This window comes from Pantoea sp. GM01 (genome assembly GCF_000282675.1).
Classification (GTDB): domain Bacteria; phylum Pseudomonadota; class Gammaproteobacteria; order Enterobacterales; family Enterobacteriaceae; genus Pantoea; species Pantoea nemavictus.
On sequence record NZ_AKIU01000061.1, the window covers coordinates 44,772 to 64,104 of the forward strand.

The window sequence follows — 19,333 nt, forward strand, 5'->3', positions numbered from 1 at the left end:
GCGATATGGAACGCTATCAACGCCAGATGATGCTGCCGGAAGTGGGTGAAGACGGGCAGCGCAAACTGCGCAACGCGCGCGTAGTGGTGGTGGGTGCCGGCGGGTTAAGCGCGACGCTGCTACCGCAGCTGGTGGGCGCGGGCGTCGGCCATATTCGGCTCTATGACGACGACGAAGTGGCGCTGCATAACCTGCATCGGCAAACGCTGTTTACTCTGCAGGATATCGGCCAGCCCAAGGTGCTCAGCGCACAGCAGGCATTACAGCAGCGTAATCCCGAGGTGCAGATCGACGCGCTGCAGCAGTCACTGAGCGCCAGCAATGTGCAGCAGGCCTTGGCGCAGTGCGATCTGGTGATCGACGCGGCGGATAATTTTGCCGTCACCTATCAACTCTCCGATGCGTGCATGCTAACGGGCATCCCGCTTATCAGCGCCTCGGTTCTACGCAGACAAGGTTACGTGGGCGGTTTTTGTGGCGGAGCGCCGAGCTATCGCGCGGTGTTTCCCCGCTTGCCCTCCTCGGCGGCGAACTGCAACACCGCAGGCGTGATGGGTCCGGCGGTCGCTGCATTGGGCGCGATGCAGGCGCAGATGGCGCTCAGCGTGCTGCTTGATCTGCAGCCATCGCCGCTTGGCTGTCTGGTGAACTGCGATTTTGTTAACTGGCACTTCCGCCCGTTCCGCTTTGATCAGGCCGAAGAACCGCAACAGGCGGTGCCGTTTATCGATCGGCAACTGCTGGCGGCGGATGACTGCATTGTCGAACTGCGTAGCCATGAAGAAGCGCCAGTCAGCGTCGCAGAGAGCGTTGAACGCCTTCTGCCGCAGGCGATCGCCACATGGCAGCCACCGACGCAGCAACGCATTGTACTGGTGTGCGCCAGCGGCATTCGTGCCGCGCAGGCCGCCGCAGTGTTGGCGCAGCGTGGCTTTAACCAGCTGGCGATTCTGGCGGCAAATCGCCCATGAGCCACGACATTCTTTTCAACGACGTGAGCTTTAGCTGGGGCGATAAACCGCTGTGCCAGCAGCTGAATCTGCAGCTGCGCGGCGGCAAAACCACGGTGATGCTGGGACGCAGCGGCATCGGCAAAAGCACGCTGCTGCGCTTGATCGCGGGATTACTTCAGCCGCAACAGGGCGCGGTGCAGGGATTGAGCGGCAATGTGGCGTGGATGGGGCAGCAGGATCTGCTCTATCCGTGGCTGACGGTGCTGGAAAACGTGATGTTATCGGCACGACTGGGCGGTGAAAAAGCAGATCGTCCGCGCGCGCTGGCGCTGCTGGAGCAGGTGAAGCTCAGCGAGGTGGCACACGTACCGCCGCATCAACTCTCTGGCGGCATGCGGCAACGCGTGGCGCTGGCGCGCACGCTCTATGCGCAGCGTGAGGTGGTGCTGATGGATGAGCCGTTCGCCACGCTTGATGTGATGACCAAACTTAGCCTGCAGACGCTGACCGCACGCTTGCTGCAAGGTAAAACCGTGTTGCTGGTGACCCACGATCCCCTGGAAGCCTGCCGCATGGCCGATGACATTTTACTGCTCGATGGCCAACCGCTGGACATCGAAAACTGGCCGGTGCCTGACGGTGTAACACCGCGACCGTTCGATGATCCCGGCGTGTTGCAGGCGCAGGCGCAACTTTTCTCCCGATTGAATACCCATGAAAACACTGTTTAGTGCGATCTATTTGTGCGTGGTGCTGCTGTGCGGCTGGCTGCTGGCGCGTCACAGCGGCGTGCCGACCTTTTTACTGCCTGCACCGCAGGTGGTGCTTGAAGCGCTATGGCTGCATCGCCAACTGCTCTGGCATCACACGTTATATACGCTGGCGGAAATTGTGCTGGCGCTGCTGCTCGGCGTGGGTGCCGGCGTGACGCTGGCGGTGCTGATGGCCGCCAGCCCGCTGTTGCGTCGCGTGCTGTTTCCGCTGGTGACTGCCAGCCAGGCGATCCCGGTATTTGCCCTCGCGCCGCTGCTGGTGCTGTGGCTCGGTTTTGGCATTGCGTCGAAAGTGGTGGTGGCGGCGTTGATTCTGTTTTTTCCGCTGTGCTTGTCACTGTTCGATGGGCTGTGCCGCACGCCGAGCGGCTGGCTGGAGCTGGCGCAAACCACCACGCCATCGCGCTTCCGCATCTTCTGGCGCGTGCGCTGGCCCGCCGCCTTACCGCAGTTTTTTTCCGGCTTACAGATGGCGGCAGTGCTGGCACCGATCGGCGTGGTAATCGGTGAGTGGGTTGGGGCGAGTGAAGGGCTGGGCTATCTGATGATGCAATCGAACGCTCGCCTTGAAACCGCCACCAGCTTTGCTGCGCTGCTGCTGTTACTGATTCTGGCGCTGCTGCTTTCCGGCAGCGTAGCGCTTATTCGTAAGAAAACCCTCTGGCAAACTCTATAAGGATGCACCTTGAACACCCTACGTATCGCCATCACCGCTTTGCTGCTGCTGACGACCAGCAGCGCGCACGCTGCAGAGAAAGTTCGTCTGCTGATCGACTGGTTTATCAACCCGAACCACGCGGCGATTTTTGCTGCCCAGCACAGCGGCGCCTTTAAAAAAGAGGGGCTGGAGGTGGAGATGATCGCACCGGCCGATTCGGCATCCGTGCCGCTGCTGCTGGCGGCGGGGAAAGTCGATCTCGCTATCAGCTACCAGCCGCAGCTGTATACGCTGGTGGAGAAACAGGTGCCGGTGATCCGCGTTGGCACTATGGTCAACCAGCCGTTGAACACGCTGACGACGCTGTCGAGTGATATCCACTCGCTCAAGGACTTTGCCGGGAAAACCCTGGGCTACGCCGTGCCGGGCACCGAGGATGTAGCGATCCGCAATATGCTGAAATCGCAGGGCGTTGATGCCGATAAAGTGAAGCTGATTAACCTGAATATGGACGGTGAATCGGCGCTATTGACGCACAAGATTGATGGTGCGATGACTATTTTCCGCAACTATGAGCTGTTGGATCTGCAGGACAAAGGCGCCCATCCGACGGTGTTCAAGCCGGAAGATCATGGTGTGCCAGCGTACGACGAGCTGATCATTTTGGCGAACCAGAAAACAGCGGCGCAGGATAAACGTATTCCGGCGTTCCTGCGCGGTCTGGATGCCGGCGTGGCGTGGCTGCGCGCGCATCCGCAAGAGGCGTGGCAGGCGTTTATCAAGCAATATCCGGAGCTGAACACCAAACTGAATCATCAAGCGTGGCAGGCGACGCTGCCGTACTTCGCTGCGCACAGCGCAGAGTTTGATCGGGCGCGCTATCAGGCATTTGGCGAATATATGAGAGCGAATGGGGTGATTAAGGATGTGGCGCCGATGAATCGGTATTCATTGTAGTGCGATAAGGAGTGGCGCGGTAAGGTGCGCTGGGTCCCTCACCCCAGCCCTCTCCCGCGCGCGGGAGAGGGGGCCGATGGTGCTCACCATAAATATCGCCACTCCACCTAAACATTCCACTTCACCTAAACATTCCACTCCACCTAAACATTATTCTCTACCTAAACATCCCCTCTCCCGCTTGTGGGAGAGGGCTAGGGTGAGGGCATCCGCTCTCCAATTTCCCTTGCACACCGCTGTATTTTTGATAATGATATTTATTCTCAACTATCAAGTCATGGACAACCTGATGCGTTTCCCCGCTCTTTCTCTGCTGCTCAGCCTATTTGTCATCTGCACTAACGTCCAGGCCAACGCCAGCTGGCCGCGCACCATCGAAACACCGCAAGGTCCATTTACGTTGCAACAGCCGCCGCAACGTATTGTTTCGACCAGCGTCACCCTGAGCGGCACCTTGCTGGCAATTAACGCGCCGCTGATCGGCTCTGGTGCCACCAGCCGCAACAGCAGCGTCGCGGATGCGCAGGGCTTCTTTACTCAGTGGAGTGAAGTGGCGAAAGCGCGTCAGGTAAAACCGCTGTATGTGTCGCAGCCGAATGCCGAAGCGATTGCTGCCGAAGCCCCGGATTTGATTGTGATGGCCGCTACCGGCGGGGATTCGGCGCTGCGTCTTTACGATCAGCTACGCACCATTGCACCGGTTTTAGTGATCGACTACGGCGATAAGAGTTGGCAGGCGCTTGCCTTGCAACTGGGCGAGATCACCGGTCACGACGCGGATGCGCAACAGGTCATTACGGCGTTCGATCAGCGCGTTGCCGCGGTGCGCAACCAGATTACGCTGCCGCCGCAGCCGACCTCTGCGCTGGTCTATTACGAAGATGGGCGGGGTTTAAACCTGTGGACACCGGCGTCGGCGCAGGGCGCGTTGTTAAAGGATTTGGGTTTTACCTTAGCCGCGCCGCCCGCCAGTTTCCAGGGCAGCACCAGCATGGGCAAGCGCAATGACATTATCCAGATGAGCGGGGAAAACATGGCCGATGGCATCACCGGCAACACCCTATTGCTGTTTGCCGCCGATGAAAAAACCGTGCCGCAGGTGGCGAAGAATCCGTTCCTCGCCCATTTGCCAGCGGTGCAGCAGCACGACATTTTTGCCATGGGTAACGACACATTCCGCCTCGATTACTACAGCGCCAGCAATATGCTCAGCAGCATTGAGCGGCAGTTCTCACATTAAGCATCGGCGGTGGCCGGCTGCGGTGTCTCCGGCTGGTGGCTAAGACGCGCGGTGCGCAGGCCGCGCGCCGCCAGCGACAGCAGGACCAACAGGCCCGCGGCCAGGCCGCCAAACCACAGCACGCTGCTCAGCGGCGCCAGCACCCGTGCCAGCGCGCCTAAACCCAGCGCACCCACCGAATCGCCGGTGACATCCTGTGCCGTTCCCAGACTGTTCACGCGGCCCAGCAGCGCATCCGGCGTATGATGCTGCGTCAGCATAAACTGCAGCAGCGAGGCGATGGCGTTACTGTAGCCGTAACACACCAGCGCCAGCAGCGCGGGCAGTAAATGGCTGTAGAGACCGAGCGAGGCGATGCAGGCAAACGCCAGCAGCGCGCAGCCAATCAGCACCAGCCCCGGACGCGTTAACTGTCGCACCCAGCCGCTGGTAAACGCGCCAATCATCGCACCCAGCGGCACCGCCGAGTACATCAAACCTAATGCCGAGGCATCGGCGTGAAACGCCAGCGCCAGCGCCGGGAACAGGATACGCACCGCACCGACCATGCTCAGCAGCAATCCAACCAGCACCACTGCGCCGACCACTTTATGCTGGCAGACAAACTGCATGCCGCTCGCCAGCGCGCGCAGCGGATGCTCTGGCTCCTGCTGTTCAGGCTGCATCGTCGGTAAACGCACCAGCGGAATTAGCGTGGCGAGCGTGCCGATAGCGGCGACGGCAAAGGCCCAGCCGACGCCTGCTGCGACGATGATCATGCCGCCGAGCGCGGGTGACAGAATCGCGCCGAGGCGCACCGTCAGCATGCTGAGCGCGCCGGCTTCCGCCAGATGTTCGCGACCGACAATCAGCGGGATGACCGCCATCAGCGCGGTCATGCCCAGGGCGCCAAAGAAGCCATCCCAAAAGGCGAGGAAATAGAGCGCCAGCAGCGAAGGCGCCGGGCTGAAGGCATTCAGACTGAGCAGCACAAAGCCGATGCCGCAGGTGCCGCGTGCGAACAGAATCAGCTTGCGGCGATCGTAGCGATCGGCCAGCACGCCGCCGAGCAGCAGGCCGATAAACATGCCGATGCCATCGAGCATCACCGCCACGCCCACCTGCAGCGTGGAGCCGGTCATCGCCTGAATCTGCACCGGTACGCCCACTGCCAGCATGCCGAGCGCAAACACCGATAGCATGCGAGCGCAGAAAATCGCGCGGAACGATGCGTTGTTTTTCAACAAACTAAAATCTAAAAATATCGAGGGCTTAGCCATATATCTCCAACAATAAATCCCATTTGCATCACCCGTAGCGGCGCAATTCATTGCGCGTCTTTAAAAAGAGCGCGATAAATCGCGCCGCTACGGTGTGTGCCTTGTTTAACGCCCAGCTAACAGCTGATTTATCAACGGCCCCAACACTTTCAGCGAATCCGCTGAGAGAATATCGGCGTGTTCGCAATCCAGTGGGAACAGGGTGAGCTCATCCACAAACGGCGCCCAGCTGGCGCGGACATCCATATCCGGCGGCACGGTTTTTTGCGCCATAAACAGCGTGGCGCTGCCGGCATAACGCGGGGTGCGCGCTTCCGCCAGGCGCGCTACGGCGTCTTTGTAGTTGGCCACGATGGTGCTAAACATCGCCGCTTTCTCCGCCCGCAGCTGTGGATCGCGTTCGTCTTCGGTCGCGGCCATAAACTCGGCCTGCTCGCGTGCCACTTCGCGCTCCGCCTCATCGGCATCCGGCGTGCGCCAGTCCTGACCTTCCGCCGGATAGGTATCCAGCAGGCCGAGGAAGGCCACCTCTTCACCTAACGCCTGCAAACGTGCGGCGATACCTTGCGCCAGCGTGCCGCCGAGTGAATAGCCGAGCAGGAAGTAAGGCCCGCGCGGCTGCTGCTGGCGAATCGTCGCCAGATGCTGGTCGCACATCGCCTCCACGCTGTGACACGCCGCAATCACCCCGCCAGGGCGCGGCGATTGCAGGCCGACAATTGGGAAGTCGCCGTCCAGATAGTGCAGCAGGGCGCTGTACTGCCAGGCGAAACCGGATGCCGGATGGATACAGAACAGCGTGGGGCCGCTGCCTGCGCGCAATGGCAGCAGTTCACCGTTGCCGCCGGTTTCGCTGCTGGCGCCGCCGTCGAGCAGCGCCGCCAGCTTCTCCACGCTGCGTGCAGCGATGATCTGCCCAATACTCAGCGGCGGCACATCACGACGACGCAGTTCTGCCGCCAGGCGCATTGCCAGCAGCGAATGGCCGCCGAGCGCGAAGAAATCGTCATCGGCGAACACGCTGTCGCAGCCCAGTAGCTGTTGGAACAGATCGGCCAGAAGATGTTCGTTGGCGCTGTCCGGCACTCTACCGCTGCGCGTGCTGAGCTGCGGCATCGGCAGCGCTTTGCGATCCAGCTTGCCGTTAGCGCTCAGCGGCAGATCGTCGAGCAGCAGATAGCTGACCGGTTGCATATGCGCAGGCAAACGTTCTGCCAGTTGCTGCTTCACGCGCTCGATGTCCAGCGTGGCGCCCGCATCTGCTACCAGCCAGCCCAGCAGCTGACGATTATCGACGCCCGGAGTCGACTGCTGCGTAAGGCTGCGCGCCGCAACGACGGCCTGCGCCACGCCTGGCAGCGCGACTAACGCCTGTTCGATTTCGCCCGGCTCAATGCGCTGTCCGCGCATCTTCAGCTGATCGTCGCTGCGCCCCAGATACTCCACAGCACCGTCGGCGCGCCAGCTGGCGATATCGCCGGTGCGATACATGCGTTCCCCTTCGGCAAACGGCGCGGCGACAAAGCGCTGCGCGGTAAGATCGGCACGATGCAAATAGCCATCGGCCAGCTGCACGCCGCTGAGATAGAGATCGCCTGGCACGCCAACCGGCACTGGACGCAGCAGGCTATCCAGAATATGCAGCTGCGTGTTCCACACCGGACGACCAATCGGCACGCCCGGCCCGTTCAGCCCCTCCAGCGCGCTGCCGCTGGCCGGTTGCCAGGTGACATCGACGGCGGCTTCTGTCGGGCCATACAGATTGTGCAGCGGCGCGGTAATCAGCGCCTGATAGCTGCGCGCCAAATCGCACGCCAGCGCTTCACCGCTGCAGAATACGCGACGCAGGCTCGGGCAAGCCTGGTCAGTTTGCGCCGCCAGATGGCCGACAAACGCGGCCAGCATCGAGGGCACAAAGTGCAGGGTGGTGACGTGATAGTCGTCGATCAGCTGCCACAGCGCCTGCGGATCGCGATGGGCCTCCGGCGGCGCCATCAGCAACTGCGCGCCGGTCATCAGCGGCCAGAAGAACTCCCATACCGACACATCAAAGCTGCACGGCGTTTTCTGCAACACCACATCGTCGGCGCGCAGTGGATAGCTGGCCTGCATCCAGCGCAGGCGGTTGACGATGGCGTGTTGATTCACTACCACACCTTTCGGTTTGCCGGTGGAACCCGAGGTATAAAGGACGTATGCCGGGCGCTGGGCATCCGCTGGCGGCAGGCTATGGCGGGCCTGCGCCTGGCTGGCGGCTAAGGCATCAAACAGCATCAACGTACCAAAGCTGGCAAAGCGGCTCTCCAGCGCGGATTCGGTGATCACCACCCATGGCCGCGCATCGTCCACCATATAAGCCAGACGCTCATCGGGATAACCGATATCCAGCGGCAGATACGCCGCGCCCGCTTGCAGAATGGCGGTGAGCGCGATACTAAGGCGAACCGAGCGCGGTAGCGCCACGGCGACGATATCGCCCGGCATCACGCCCGCTTCAATCAGACGATCCGCCAGTAATCTTGCCTGACGCTGCATTTCGCCGTAGCTCAGCTGATGTTCAACGTCCAGCAGCGCCAACGCGTCCGGGGTACGCGCCGCCTGCTGGGCAATCGCCTGCTGCAGGGTTTCGGTTTCCAGCTGCACGCCAGTGTTGTTGACCCAGGCAAGCAGCGATTGCTCAGCCAGCGTTTGCAGTCGCCACTGCGTCAGCGGCAGATCCGGCGTGGAGACCAGCTGCTGCAGCAGCAGTAACAGCCGCTCGGCGAGGCGTTGCGGCTCAGTGACGCAGTCGCGGTACTCCATTAACAGCGTCAGCTGTTCGCCCGGCAGCACCAGCAGCGTCAGCGGATAGTGCGTGTAACCACGGTTGTGAATCGCTTCGCAGCGCACGGCAGCATGGGCATCCAGCAGCGTTTGGTTGTCCGGATAGTTCTCCACCACCAGCAGGGTATCAAACAGCGTACCCGCGCCGACCAGCTGCTGAATCTCGGCCAGACCGAGACAATCTTGCTCAATCAGTTGAATTTGCTGCGCCTGGTGATCGGCCAGCTGCTCCAGCAGTGGCCGCTGATGATCGAACCGCATGCGTACCGGCAGCGTGTTGCTGAACAGGCCAACGTGCTCATCGATGCCATCGATATGACCAAAACGACCGGACACTGGGGCACCAAACACCACATCTTGCTGACCGCTCGCAACGGACAGCATCAGGCCCCATAAGCCCTGCATCACGCTGTTCAGGGTTAATCCACGTGCGCGGCATAGCGCATAGAGGTCGCGCTCCAGCGTGGCATCCAGCGTAAGGCGCTGCTCATGAACCGCGCTGTCGGCGGCCTGCGGATAGAGCAGCGTCGGCCGCACCTCGTGCAGACACGCCTGCCACTGCTGACGCGCTTCATCGCTGTCGCGCTGGCTGAGCTGACGCACAATATCGGCGTAACTGCTGCTGTGCGCGGGCAAGGTTTGCTGGCGCAGCGCACAAAGCAGATCGTGGAGGATCACCGGCGTTGACCAGCCATCCACCACCAGATGATGCGCGTTGAGCAGCAGCGTCCAGTGCAGGCCGTCGCGATGGGCGATCAATGTGGCCTGCAGCATCATCGGCTGGTTGAACAGATCCTGCGCCAGCGCCTGATGCTCCAGCGCCAGCAGCGCCTGATCTTCGTCTTCATCAGTCAACTGATGCACCGCCAGCGGCCAGTGCAGTTCCCCTGCTGGTAACAGCTGCAGCGGCTGCAGGCTGAGTTCGGCGTCGAAGCGTGCCGCCAGCTGTGGATGACGGCGCAGCACCGCGTTCAGCGCCTGCTGTACCGAGGTCACATCGATAGCGCCGCTCAGCGTCAGGCGCGTTAACGAGTTATAGCTGCCTTGCTGCGCGCTGGTTTGTGCGTGGAACAGCAGGCCTTTTTGTAACGGCAGCAGCGGCAACGCATGGCTAAAAGCGCCGTGACGCGCATGCAGCTGTTGCAGCACCGCATCGTCGATGCCTGCAAGCGCGACGTCGGCGGCGACCAGCGTGTTGGCGGCCTGTTGCGGCTGCTGGTGAGCCAGCGCCATTAACGCCTGTGCGCCGCTGGCCATGGCCTGATGCAGACTTTCAATCGCTTCGGCGTTCAGCGCGCCAGCGGCCCAGCTCCAGTTAAGCGCCAGCTGCGTCGCGTGAGATTGCTCCTCGACGAAGACGTTGAGTTCCAGCGCGTGCTGCAGCGGCAGCGCCTCATCCTGCAGCACCGCAAAGGTGTCGCGGAACTGCTGCGCAGTGCGCTGTGGCGACCAGTAACCGCTGCGCTGCGTGAAGCGGCCGAGGTAGTTAAACAGCACCTGCGGCGCATGTTGTGCCGCCAGCTGGGCCAGCGCCACACTACGATGCGCATCGAGCCAGCGCAGCTGACCGTAACCGATACCGCGATCCGGCACCGCGCGCAGCACCGCTTTCACCGCGCGCACGCTGTCATTGAGCGGCGCGTGTGGATTGTCTGGCAACGGCAGCAGAAGCGGGAACTCCGCCGTCAGCCAGCCGACGGTGCGCGCCAGATCCTGCTGGGCATGCAGTTCAGCGCGACCGTGCGACTCCAGCGTGACGCGTTGCAAGGCGCTGCCGTTATGCTGGCGCAGCGCAAGGGTCAGCAGCGTCAACAGTAACTCTTCGCTGGTGGCGCGATAATAGTGCGGCAGCGTGTTGAGCAGCGCATGCGTGGTGGCTGCGTCCAGCAGGGTGCGTTGATGCTGTTGGCGATCGCTGAGCTGCATGGCGCGCTGTCCAATGGGCGGCAGCGGTTCAGCCAGCATCTGTTGCCAGAAGGGCATTTCGTTAGCGCGCGCTGCGAGGTTCGCCAGCAAGGCTGCCGACCAATCATGCAGCGAGGTTTCCTCGGCGGGAAGGGTCAGCGGCGTGTTATGCAGCAGCGCTTCACCGGCCAGTTGCAGTTCATCCAGCAACACACGCCAGGAAACGCCATCAACGATCAGATGATGCAGCGTCAGCACCAGTGCGCAGCTGGCGCCATGTTGTTGCAGCAGCGTGGCTTTGAGTAGCGCACCGGCCGCCGGATCCAGCGCATTAGCATCCTCGCTAAACGCCTGCTCCGCCGCGCTATCGCGATCCTCCACGGCCAAGGCGCGTACGCGGGCAGGGCGTGACGCCAGCGTTTCACCAACCACCAGCCGATCGCCGCGCGTGAAGGCATTGAGTGCCGGATGCGCCTGCGCCAGTTGATCGATCAGCTGTTCTACCTGCGCGAGCTGTAACTGCGGCGGCACCGACAGCAGCACGCCATGCGCGAAGCGTGCGTTGATGCCCGCTTGCGCATTGAACCAGTGCAGGATCGGCAATCCGCCCAGCGCGCCCTGCTGCACCACGCGCTCGCCGCTGGTGTGCTGCGCCAGCGGCTGTAAATCACGCGCCATGCGTGCAGCGGTACGTTCAGCGAAGATTTCGCGCGGACGCAGCAGATAACCGGCGCGGCGCGCGGCGGTGCTAAGTCCCATCGCCGAAATGCTGTCACCGCCGAGCGCAAAGAAGTCATCTTCGGCACCTACGCTTTCCAACCCGAGCAGGCCCGCGATCGCCGAGCAAATCAGCTGCTCCTGCGGCGTGCTGGCGGCGCGGCCTTGGCTCTGCTGCGCCTGTTGCGGCTTCGGCAACGCCTGGCGGTCAATCTTGCCATTCACGTTAAGCGGCAACTCCGCCATCACCATCAACACCGCCGGCACCATGTAATCCGGCAGCTGAGTGGCGAGCTGCGCCAGTAAACGCGCGTTGAGCGCGCTATCCGCACGCAGCGCGTCATCCTGCACCGAGCAGTAGCCAATCAGGCGATGCGTCGCGCCGATCACTTCGGCGATCACCACGGCGGTACTGACTTCCGGCAGCGCCACCAGCGCGTTCTCCACTTCACCGAGTTCGACGCGGAAGCCGCGCACTTTAATCTGGTGATCGGTACGGCCAATAAAGGCCAGCTGGCCATCCTGACGCCAGCGCATCAGGTCGCCGCTGCGATACATCACGTCGCCCGCGCGGAACGGGTTGGCAACAAAGCGTGCGCTGGTGAGATCGGGACGACGCAGATAGCCGCGCGCGATGCCGGTTCCGGCGATATACAGTTCGCCAGCACACCCGATGGGCACCTGACGCAATTGGTTATCCAGCAGATAGACTTCGCTGTTTCCCACCGGACGACCAATCACCGGCTGCGGCGAGGCCATGACATTGGCGCCGAGCGTATCGATGGTGTATTCCGACGGGCCATAATAGTTGTGGATCTCCATCTGCTGCTGTTGCTGCATCAGCTTCCACAGTGTCGGCGTCGCCGCTTCCCCGCCAATCATCACAAACGATGGGCGATGGTTGTCGGCTTCCAGCAGGCCGCTGTCGATCATCTGCGAGAAGAACGACGGCGTGATATCCAGCAAATCGACCGGCACCGCATTCATCTGCTGAATCAATCCCCAGGCATCGCGGCGCAGATCTTCGTCAAAGATATTCAGCTCGCAGCCCATCAGCATGCAGAACAGCGGTTCCCACGAGGAGTCGAAGGAGAATGACGCGGTGTGACCGGCGCGCATGCGGCGCGGGCTATTGGCGCTAAAGCGCGCAATCGCCGGGCCGAACAGGTGTTCGCGGTGCGACAGGAACAGATTGAGCAAGCCCTGATGGGTGCTCATCACGCCTTTGGGACGTCCTGTCGATCCCGAGGTGTAGATCATGTAAGCCAGATCGTCGCCGCACAGCTGGGTGACCGGCGGACAATTGGCTTGGGCGTTAAGTTGATCGTTTAGCGCTACATCATCAATGCACAGATGCGGCAGTACCGGCATCTGCGCCAGCGTGTTGGTGTGTGTCAGCAGCAGTTTAGGCTGTGCGTCATCGCACATTAGGGTTAAACGTTCGCGCGGGTAATCGAGATCGAGCGGCATATAGGCCGCGCCGCTCGCCAGCACACCAAAGATGGCCACCAGTGAATCCACCGAACGCGGAATGCCAATGGCGACTACGTCGTCAGCGCGCAGACCGCGGGCGATCAACAGATGCGAGAGCTGCATGGCGCGATCGGCGAGCTGGCGATAGCTCAGACTATGTTCGCCGCACACCACCGCGATCTCATCGCCATGCTGCGTGGCACGTTGCAGCAGGATATCCACGATAGTGGTGGTATTGGCGGGTGGCAGGATAGTTGGGCCGTTAGACCAGCGCTGCAGATCGCGTTGCTCCTGCGGTGCCAATAATGACAGTGCACTAAGGGTGAGTGTGGGCTGTGAGGCGAGCTGACTTGACAGATGGCTGATGCGATCGGCGTGACGTTGTAGCGTTTGCCCATCGTAACGTTGCGGATTTGCCACCAGCGTCAGCTGCAGTGCGCCATCGCGGAAGCCCACTTCAAATTCCAGATCGTCAACCGGGCCCATCGCCAGCGTATGGGTGGCGGCAGGATGACCATCGAATTGCAGATCGTCGTGATAGACCTTGACGTTAATCACCGGACCATACAGCGCCTGGCTGCTGCCAACCAAACCCAAATCACGACGCAGCTGCTCCGCCTCATAGCGCTGATGGCGGCGCGCCTTGCGGATTTCACCCTGCACCTGCTGCACCAAATCCGGCAACGTCATCTCATCGCTGACGCTAAAAATCAGCGGCAAGACGTTCACCACCGGTCCGAGCGTTGAGATTGCTGCTGAACCCATGCGACGCATAAACGGGAAGCCAATCGATAAGCGCGCACGATGGCTCATGCGTGCAAGATAAGCGACCAACAGGGCGCTGACGATATCGCCTTCGCTGCTGTCAGCGAGCTGTGGTTGTTGGCGCAGCGCTGCCAGCTGCGGCAGCGTCACCTGACAGCTGATTGGGCGCGCGCCAGCAGCGATCACGCTTTCGCTGGAGAGCGAAAGGGTTTCCGGCAGGTCCGCTGCGTAGCTGTGCCAGTGACTGGCTGAGCGAGTAAAGGCGGCAGAATTTTGCCACTGTTGATACTCCTCAATCACGCTGGTGAAGGGGGTAAACGGCGTGGGCGCTGGCATTTCACCGGCACACACGGCGGCGTAGATCGCCGCGACGCGCTGGGTCAGCGCTTCAAAGCTGAAACCATCCACCAGCAAATGGTGATAACGCTGATACCACAGCCAGCTGCCGTCGCCGATGCGCAGTAGCGCGTGGCGATAGAGCGGTTTGTCGCCGTCGGCAGGCAGCTCAGCGACGAGATCCGCCTGCATCAGCTTGTGTGCCTGGCTGCTGGCGTCGGCGCGCTGGCTGAAATCGTGCCATTCCGGTGCGATGGGTGCTTGTGCATTGAACCACTGCGCTGGATTGCCCTCATCGTCGAGACCAAAGCGCGCCTGCACGGTATCCGCTTCGGCCATCGCCTGACGAATAGCGCTATCCAGCGCGGCGCGGTTGATGTTGCCGTGCAATACGCTGTAGTGCGCCACGGTAAATTGATTGCGCTGCGGCGCAATACTGTCAGCAATCCAGATGCCGGGCTGCGCCGCCACCAAAGGATAGGCCGCAGAGGGAGGTTGTTTGTACGTTGCCAAAGGACAATTCCTGTCTGATTCCCGTCATCCTTCAGGCTGCAGCGGCGTTGGCTGCGTGCGCTCACCCCAGTCACTTACTTCAGTAAGCTCCTGGGGATTTGCACACTTGCCGCCTTGCTGCAGCCCGAATGATTTTGGGAATAAATTAACTAGATGATTAAAAAAGAAAATTAAGCTGCGGTAGACGACGTCTGTTGCGTCGCTGGTCGCATGTCGTGCCAGTTGGCTTCAATAAACTCGATGGCGGCGGCGCGCGTTAGCGGGCCTGCCACGTTATGCCAACCCGCCGGTACCGGGGCAAACGCTGGCCACAGGCTGTATTGCTGGCGCGCGTTAAGCAGCACCAGAAAATCCAGCGCATCGTTATCAAACGGATTTTGTTGTTCAGACATGGTGAGTACCTTCAGAGGGTGAGGTTGGGGAAAGAAAATCGGCCAGCAGCCAGCGGCAGCCGTCGATCAAACCGCCACGCCAGCACAGCGCATCGTGCCCTCCGGCGTAGCGGCGAAAATGTAATTCATGGCCTGCAGCCTGCAGCGCCGGGGCGATCTGCTGATTGACGTACACCATGTCGGCCTCGCGATCGCCCACTTCCTGGAAGATCTTCAGCTTGCCCGGCGGCAGCGTGCCTTGCTGCAGACGCTGCAACAGCAGGCCAGGTGCGTGATGCTCGCGGTTGGCGTAATCGCGGATGTACTGCAGATTGGGCCACCAGAAGGAGCCGGATTGGGTCAGAACGCGGCCAAAGCGCTGCGGCCAGTGTAAACCGGCATAGAGCGCGGCCAGTCCGCCGTAACTTTGCCCAGCCACCAGCGTGCGATTGGCGTCGCTGCTGAACGCGGCGTGCTGGCGCGCCAGCGGCAGGAGTTCCTGCTGCACCGCTTGCCAGAAGGTGGCGTTGCACGGCAATTCAGCTTCGCGATGCTGACTGTCGATGACATCGATAAACAGCCAGCAGGTCGGCGGCAGTTCGCCATCCGCGGTGACCTGATCCAGCGCGCTGAAAATCGGTTGGCCATACACCCAGTTTTGTCCGTCGAGCAGAATCGCCAGCGGACGCTGTTCAGGCCGATCGGTTTGCCCGGTGCTGTACAGCCAGACGTTGCGCGTCACGTTGAGCAACTCGCTGTGCCACTGCAAGGTTTGCAGCGCATCAGGCCAGGTTTCAGCCAGTCCGGCATCCAGCGCGCGCCATGCCGATTGATCCGGCGCATCCGGCATATGTGCGTTGCTCAGGGCAAAGCGTCGGCTGCTGAGAAACGGCGGCGTGGGGTTGAGTTTGTCGGGAATCGCCAGCGGCATCAGCGAAATCCACCATTTGCGCTGCAGCGCGCGACACGCCTCTTCGTCGCCACAAAACAGCGGTGGCAACTGCTGCGCGGTGGCCGGGATCAGGCTGTAACTGCCGCGCCAGTCTGACTCAATATGCGTCGACCAATGCCAGACGTCGCTGTCGCCCACCCGCAGCAAACTTTCCGGTGCTTCGCTGTGGTGATCGGTAACGCCGTTAATATCGACATACACCCGTTGCGTGGATGAAAGTGCGGAGTGGCCTTCGGGATCGCGCCAGAAGAAGTGCATGGTGGTTTGACCGGTGTCGTCACGCTCCACCAGCGGCGTTCCAGCGGCGTAAAGCCGCTGCCACCAGCCATCTTCACCCACATCCGCCCGCTGCAACCATTGCGCAACTGTCCCGGCGGGCAACCACTCATCTGTCGTTTTATCTGCGCTAGCTAGAAACATCCTGCAATCCATCTCCACATTTTGTTCATGATCTTTACTTAATCAAAGCTAATGCAAATGCTATTGATAACGATTTACATTTGCAATATGATTTTTCGCGCCTAATAAACCTTCGTATTTTCAGTGGATTATTTTGTGAAGGACGTCACGCAGGGAGATTAGGACCGTAAATAACTCAAGGCAGTAATATTTCAATCCGTTACAGCCGCGCCGTTGGGCATGGCGAACGAACGGATTATTTCATCTACAAGGCAGTTTGAAATAGAGATGGCAACTATGTGCGTTAACGTAAAAAAATCAGCAATACCTGCTGTGGCACTGCAATTCAGATTCAATCGGTTATATTTCTCTCTGGCCTCAATTTTGTTGCTGGCACCTGCGGCATTCAGCGCGGCCGCGGAAGAAACCCTTACCGTGAATGCCGACACGCGTGAAAGTGTGACCTCACCGCTGCAGGGTTATGTGGCGAAAGAGAGCGCGGCAGGCACTAAAACATCTACGCCGCTGCGTAAAACGCCGCAATCCATTTCGGTGATTACGCGCGAGCAGATGGACGACCAGGCGGCGGCCTCGGTGGCGGATGCGCTGAGCTACACCAGCGGCGTGCTGACTAACTATCGCGGCAACTCCAATCGTAACGATGAGATCATTGCGCGCGGTTTCCGCTATGCGCCGAAGTTCCTGGATGGGCTGAGCTACGGTTTGTCCGGTCAGGGGGGCGCAGCAGGGCAGATCGATCCCTGGCTGCTGGAGCGCGTAGAGATGATTCATGGCCCAGCCTCGGTGCTGTACGGCCAGGTGAATCCGGGCGGTATTGTTGCCATGACCAGCAAACGCCCGACCGCGCAGAGCATTCACAAAGTACAGCTCAGTAGCGGCAATCAGCATTTGGGTGAAGCGGCGTTTGATTTCGGCGGCAAGCTGAATGATGACAACACGCTGTTCTACCGCCTGAACGGCATCGCCAGCACCAAACATGAGTTCGTCAAAGACAACAAACAGCAGCGAATGGCGATTGCGCCGGCGATCACCTGGCTGCCCAATGCCGACACCAGCTTCACGCTATTGACGATGTATCAGAACGAGCCAAAAGCGGGCTATCGTAACTTCCTGCCCGCCAGCGGGACCTTGAAAGAGAGCAGCGCAGGCTTCATTCCTTACGACTTCAACGTTAGCGATCCGAGCTTCAACGAAGCCAAGCGCGAGCAGACGTCAGTCGGGTATATCTTCGAGCACAACCTGAGCGACAACGTCAGCTTCACGCAGAATCTGCGCTACAGCAACATGGACGAATCGTACAAATATCTGGTGTATACCTTTGATGCCGATAACGATCACTCGATCAACCGTCGTCCGCAGCACGACAAGATCAAGTCGAAAGAGTTGGGCCTTGATAACCAGCTGAAAGCCATCTTTGATACTGGCAATGTCGCGCACACCGTGCTCGGCGGGCTGGATTACAAATGGAGCGACGTCGATAACAAACTGTGGCTCGACAGGGGCGATCAATACATTCTCGACTGGGCTAATCCTACGCGTATCAGTATTAACGAGAACGATCTGACGCTGACCACCAGCACGCGCAAGAAGCTCGATCAGGTTGGCGTTTATTTGCAGGATCAGCTGGAGTGGAATCAGTGGAATCTGCTGCTGTCGGGGCGTAATGACTGGAGCGAAATTCGCACCCAGGATCGCACCGATAACAGCGAAACCCAGCAGAATGACAACAAGTTTACCGGCCGCGCGGGTTTGCTGTATGCATTTGATAACGGGATTTCACCTTATGTCAGCTACAGCACCTCATTTGAGCCAAACCTGAGCAGCGGCGCGCCGGGCACCGATCCGTTTAAACCGACCACCGGCGAACAGACGGAAGTGGGCGTGAAGTATCAGCCGGTTGGCTGGGATGCGGTCTTTACCGTTTCGGCGTTTGATATCACGCAGAAAAATATCACTGCCTATAACAACGTGACGGGCTATAACGAGCAGATCGGTAAAGTGCGTTCAAAGGGTCTTGAAACCGAAGCGCATGCGCAGATTACGCCTGAGATCAAACTGTTGGCCGCCTATACCTACACCGATGCGGTGACCAAAGAGAGCAGCATCACCGAACGTATTGGTCACTCACCGTCGAGCATTCCGCGTCATGCGGCGTCAGCGTGGGGCAGCTATACCTTCCTCGATGGCGTACTGAACGGCTTTACATTGGGTAGCGGCGTACGTTACACCGGCACCACGCCAGCGGATGAGACCGGCACCGACAACGTGCCGCACTACACGCTGTATGACGTGATGGCAAAGTATGAGCTGGGTGAAGCGATGAATTCGCTGCGCGGCACCACGCTGCAGCTGAACGTTAATAACGTAGCGGATAAGCACTACGTGGCCTCTTGCAGTAACTCCAGCGCCTGCTTCTACGGCAGCGGTCGATCGATCGTCGCCTCGGTTAACTACAGCTGGTAATTCCCGCGGCGGCCTGACCGGCCGCCGTTTCGTTGCACATCGCGTGCGGCACGCCTGCCAATGAAACATTTCCTGACCGGTTTTCGGAAAATACTGTATTTGTGTGACTGTCATCACTCTGCAAGGCACGCTAAAATGGACGCTTCTCATTTAGCAGGGGTTTTTCGTCACGATGTTATCGCGTTTCACTTTGGCCACTTTGATGGCAACAATCATGCTTACCGGCTGCGCTCGCCTTGCCGCCGTTACCGGTACATCCACTGACACCACAGCCGCCGCTGATACCTCCGCGGCCCAGCCTGCGACCGGCGCACCCATCGACAACAATGACTCGCCTTCTCCCTTTGAGACCGGCCCAACGGTAATCAACGTTTCGCATCTGGTCACGCGCACCGATGACGGCTCTTCCGTTTATGTGACGGTTGATGGTCAGGATGCCGGTTTGTTGAAGAAGGGTGAGAAACGCGAGATTCGCGTGGCGCCAGGTAAACACCAGATTGGTGGTTACGTGCAGACGCTATTTGGTTTTGGCAAAGTGACGATTGCTTCCGTGGATGTCACCACCGATCCAAACAGCCCAAAAAACGTGGTTTATTCTGTTACGCGTCAGAAGCCAGCGTTCAGTGAAACCGACGCTACACCGCCGAATAATTCCTGATTTTGCTCTGAGCGCCGCGTGTTCTGTAAGGTCGCCATTTATGGCGTAATGCCGATCAGTTAAGCGCTGAGCGACTTTCGTTCGCCATCGGCTGGGG

11 protein-coding genes are annotated in these 19,333 nt (G+C 60.1%); 7 read left to right on the forward strand and 4 right to left on the reverse strand.

From position 1 onward, the window contains the following. The first annotated feature begins 5 nt into the window (after positions 1 to 5). The 5 genes from PMI17_RS18105 (at position 6) to fepB (ending at position 4,581) form a co-directional block, all read left to right on the forward strand. On the forward strand, positions 6 to 971 hold the full coding sequence (locus PMI17_RS18105) for a HesA/MoeB/ThiF family protein (RefSeq protein WP_036621770.1): 966 nt from the start codon (positions 6 to 8) through the stop codon (positions 969 to 971). Then, a complete protein-coding gene (locus PMI17_RS18110; protein ID WP_007891263.1) occupies positions 968 to 1,684 on the forward strand; it encodes an ABC transporter ATP-binding protein in 717 nt (238 codons plus the stop codon). Before PMI17_RS18105 ends, PMI17_RS18110 begins: the two co-directional genes overlap by 4 nt. Continuing rightward, the gene (locus tag PMI17_RS18115) at positions 1,668 to 2,402 is read left to right on the forward strand and encodes an ABC transporter permease (RefSeq protein WP_007891266.1); all 735 of its coding nucleotides are present in this window, start codon (positions 1,668 to 1,670) and stop codon (positions 2,400 to 2,402) included. Before PMI17_RS18110 ends, PMI17_RS18115 begins: the two co-directional genes overlap by 17 nt. A 9-nt stretch (positions 2,403 to 2,411) precedes the next feature. Continuing rightward, complete coding sequence (locus PMI17_RS18120) at positions 2,412 to 3,341, forward strand: ABC transporter substrate-binding protein (protein ID WP_007891267.1); 930 nt, start codon at positions 2,412 to 2,414, stop codon at positions 3,339 to 3,341. Between the two features lie 289 nt (positions 3,342 to 3,630). Then, positions 3,631 to 4,581 (forward strand): Fe2+-enterobactin ABC transporter substrate-binding protein, encoded by a 951-nt coding sequence (gene fepB, locus PMI17_RS18125; protein WP_235440727.1) that lies wholly within the window; start codon positions 3,631 to 3,633, stop codon positions 4,579 to 4,581. Here fepB and entS read toward each other — a convergent pair. The 4 genes from entS to fes all read right to left on the reverse strand — a co-directional run bounded on the left by entS (position 4,578) and on the right by fes (position 16,115). Beyond that, positions 4,578 to 5,840, reverse strand: coding sequence for an enterobactin transporter EntS (gene entS, locus PMI17_RS18130; protein ID WP_007891271.1), 1,263 nt, complete (start codon positions 5,838 to 5,840; stop codon positions 4,578 to 4,580). The genes fepB and entS overlap by 4 nt on opposite strands. 105 nt (positions 5,841 to 5,945) lie before the next feature. Then, positions 5,946 to 14,372: a non-ribosomal peptide synthetase gene (locus PMI17_RS18135; protein ID WP_007891274.1), complete on the reverse strand. Its 8,427-nt coding sequence runs from the start codon at positions 14,370 to 14,372 to the stop codon at positions 5,946 to 5,948. A gap of 170 nt (positions 14,373 to 14,542) precedes the next feature. Next, entirely contained in the window at positions 14,543 to 14,764 is a 222-nt protein-coding gene (locus PMI17_RS18140) for an MbtH family protein (RefSeq protein WP_007891276.1), read from the reverse strand. Continuing rightward, positions 14,757 to 16,115 (reverse strand): enterochelin esterase, encoded by a 1,359-nt coding sequence (fes, locus tag PMI17_RS18145; protein WP_007891279.1) that lies wholly within the window; start codon positions 16,113 to 16,115, stop codon positions 14,757 to 14,759. The genes PMI17_RS18140 and fes overlap by 8 nt, the downstream gene beginning before the upstream one ends. A gap of 276 nt (positions 16,116 to 16,391) precedes the next feature. Here fes and PMI17_RS18150 point away from each other — a divergent pair, with 276 nt between their 5' ends. Together PMI17_RS18150 and PMI17_RS18155 are read left to right on the forward strand one after the other, a co-directional pair. Then, on the forward strand, positions 16,392 to 18,578 hold the full coding sequence (locus PMI17_RS18150; RefSeq protein ID WP_007891281.1) for a TonB-dependent siderophore receptor: 2,187 nt from the start codon (positions 16,392 to 16,394) through the stop codon (positions 18,576 to 18,578). A 172-nt stretch (positions 18,579 to 18,750) separates the two neighbouring features. Further along, complete coding sequence (locus tag PMI17_RS18155; protein WP_007891284.1) at positions 18,751 to 19,236, forward strand: hypothetical protein; 486 nt, start codon at positions 18,751 to 18,753, stop codon at positions 19,234 to 19,236. The last annotated feature ends 97 nt before the right edge of the window (positions 19,237 to 19,333 follow it).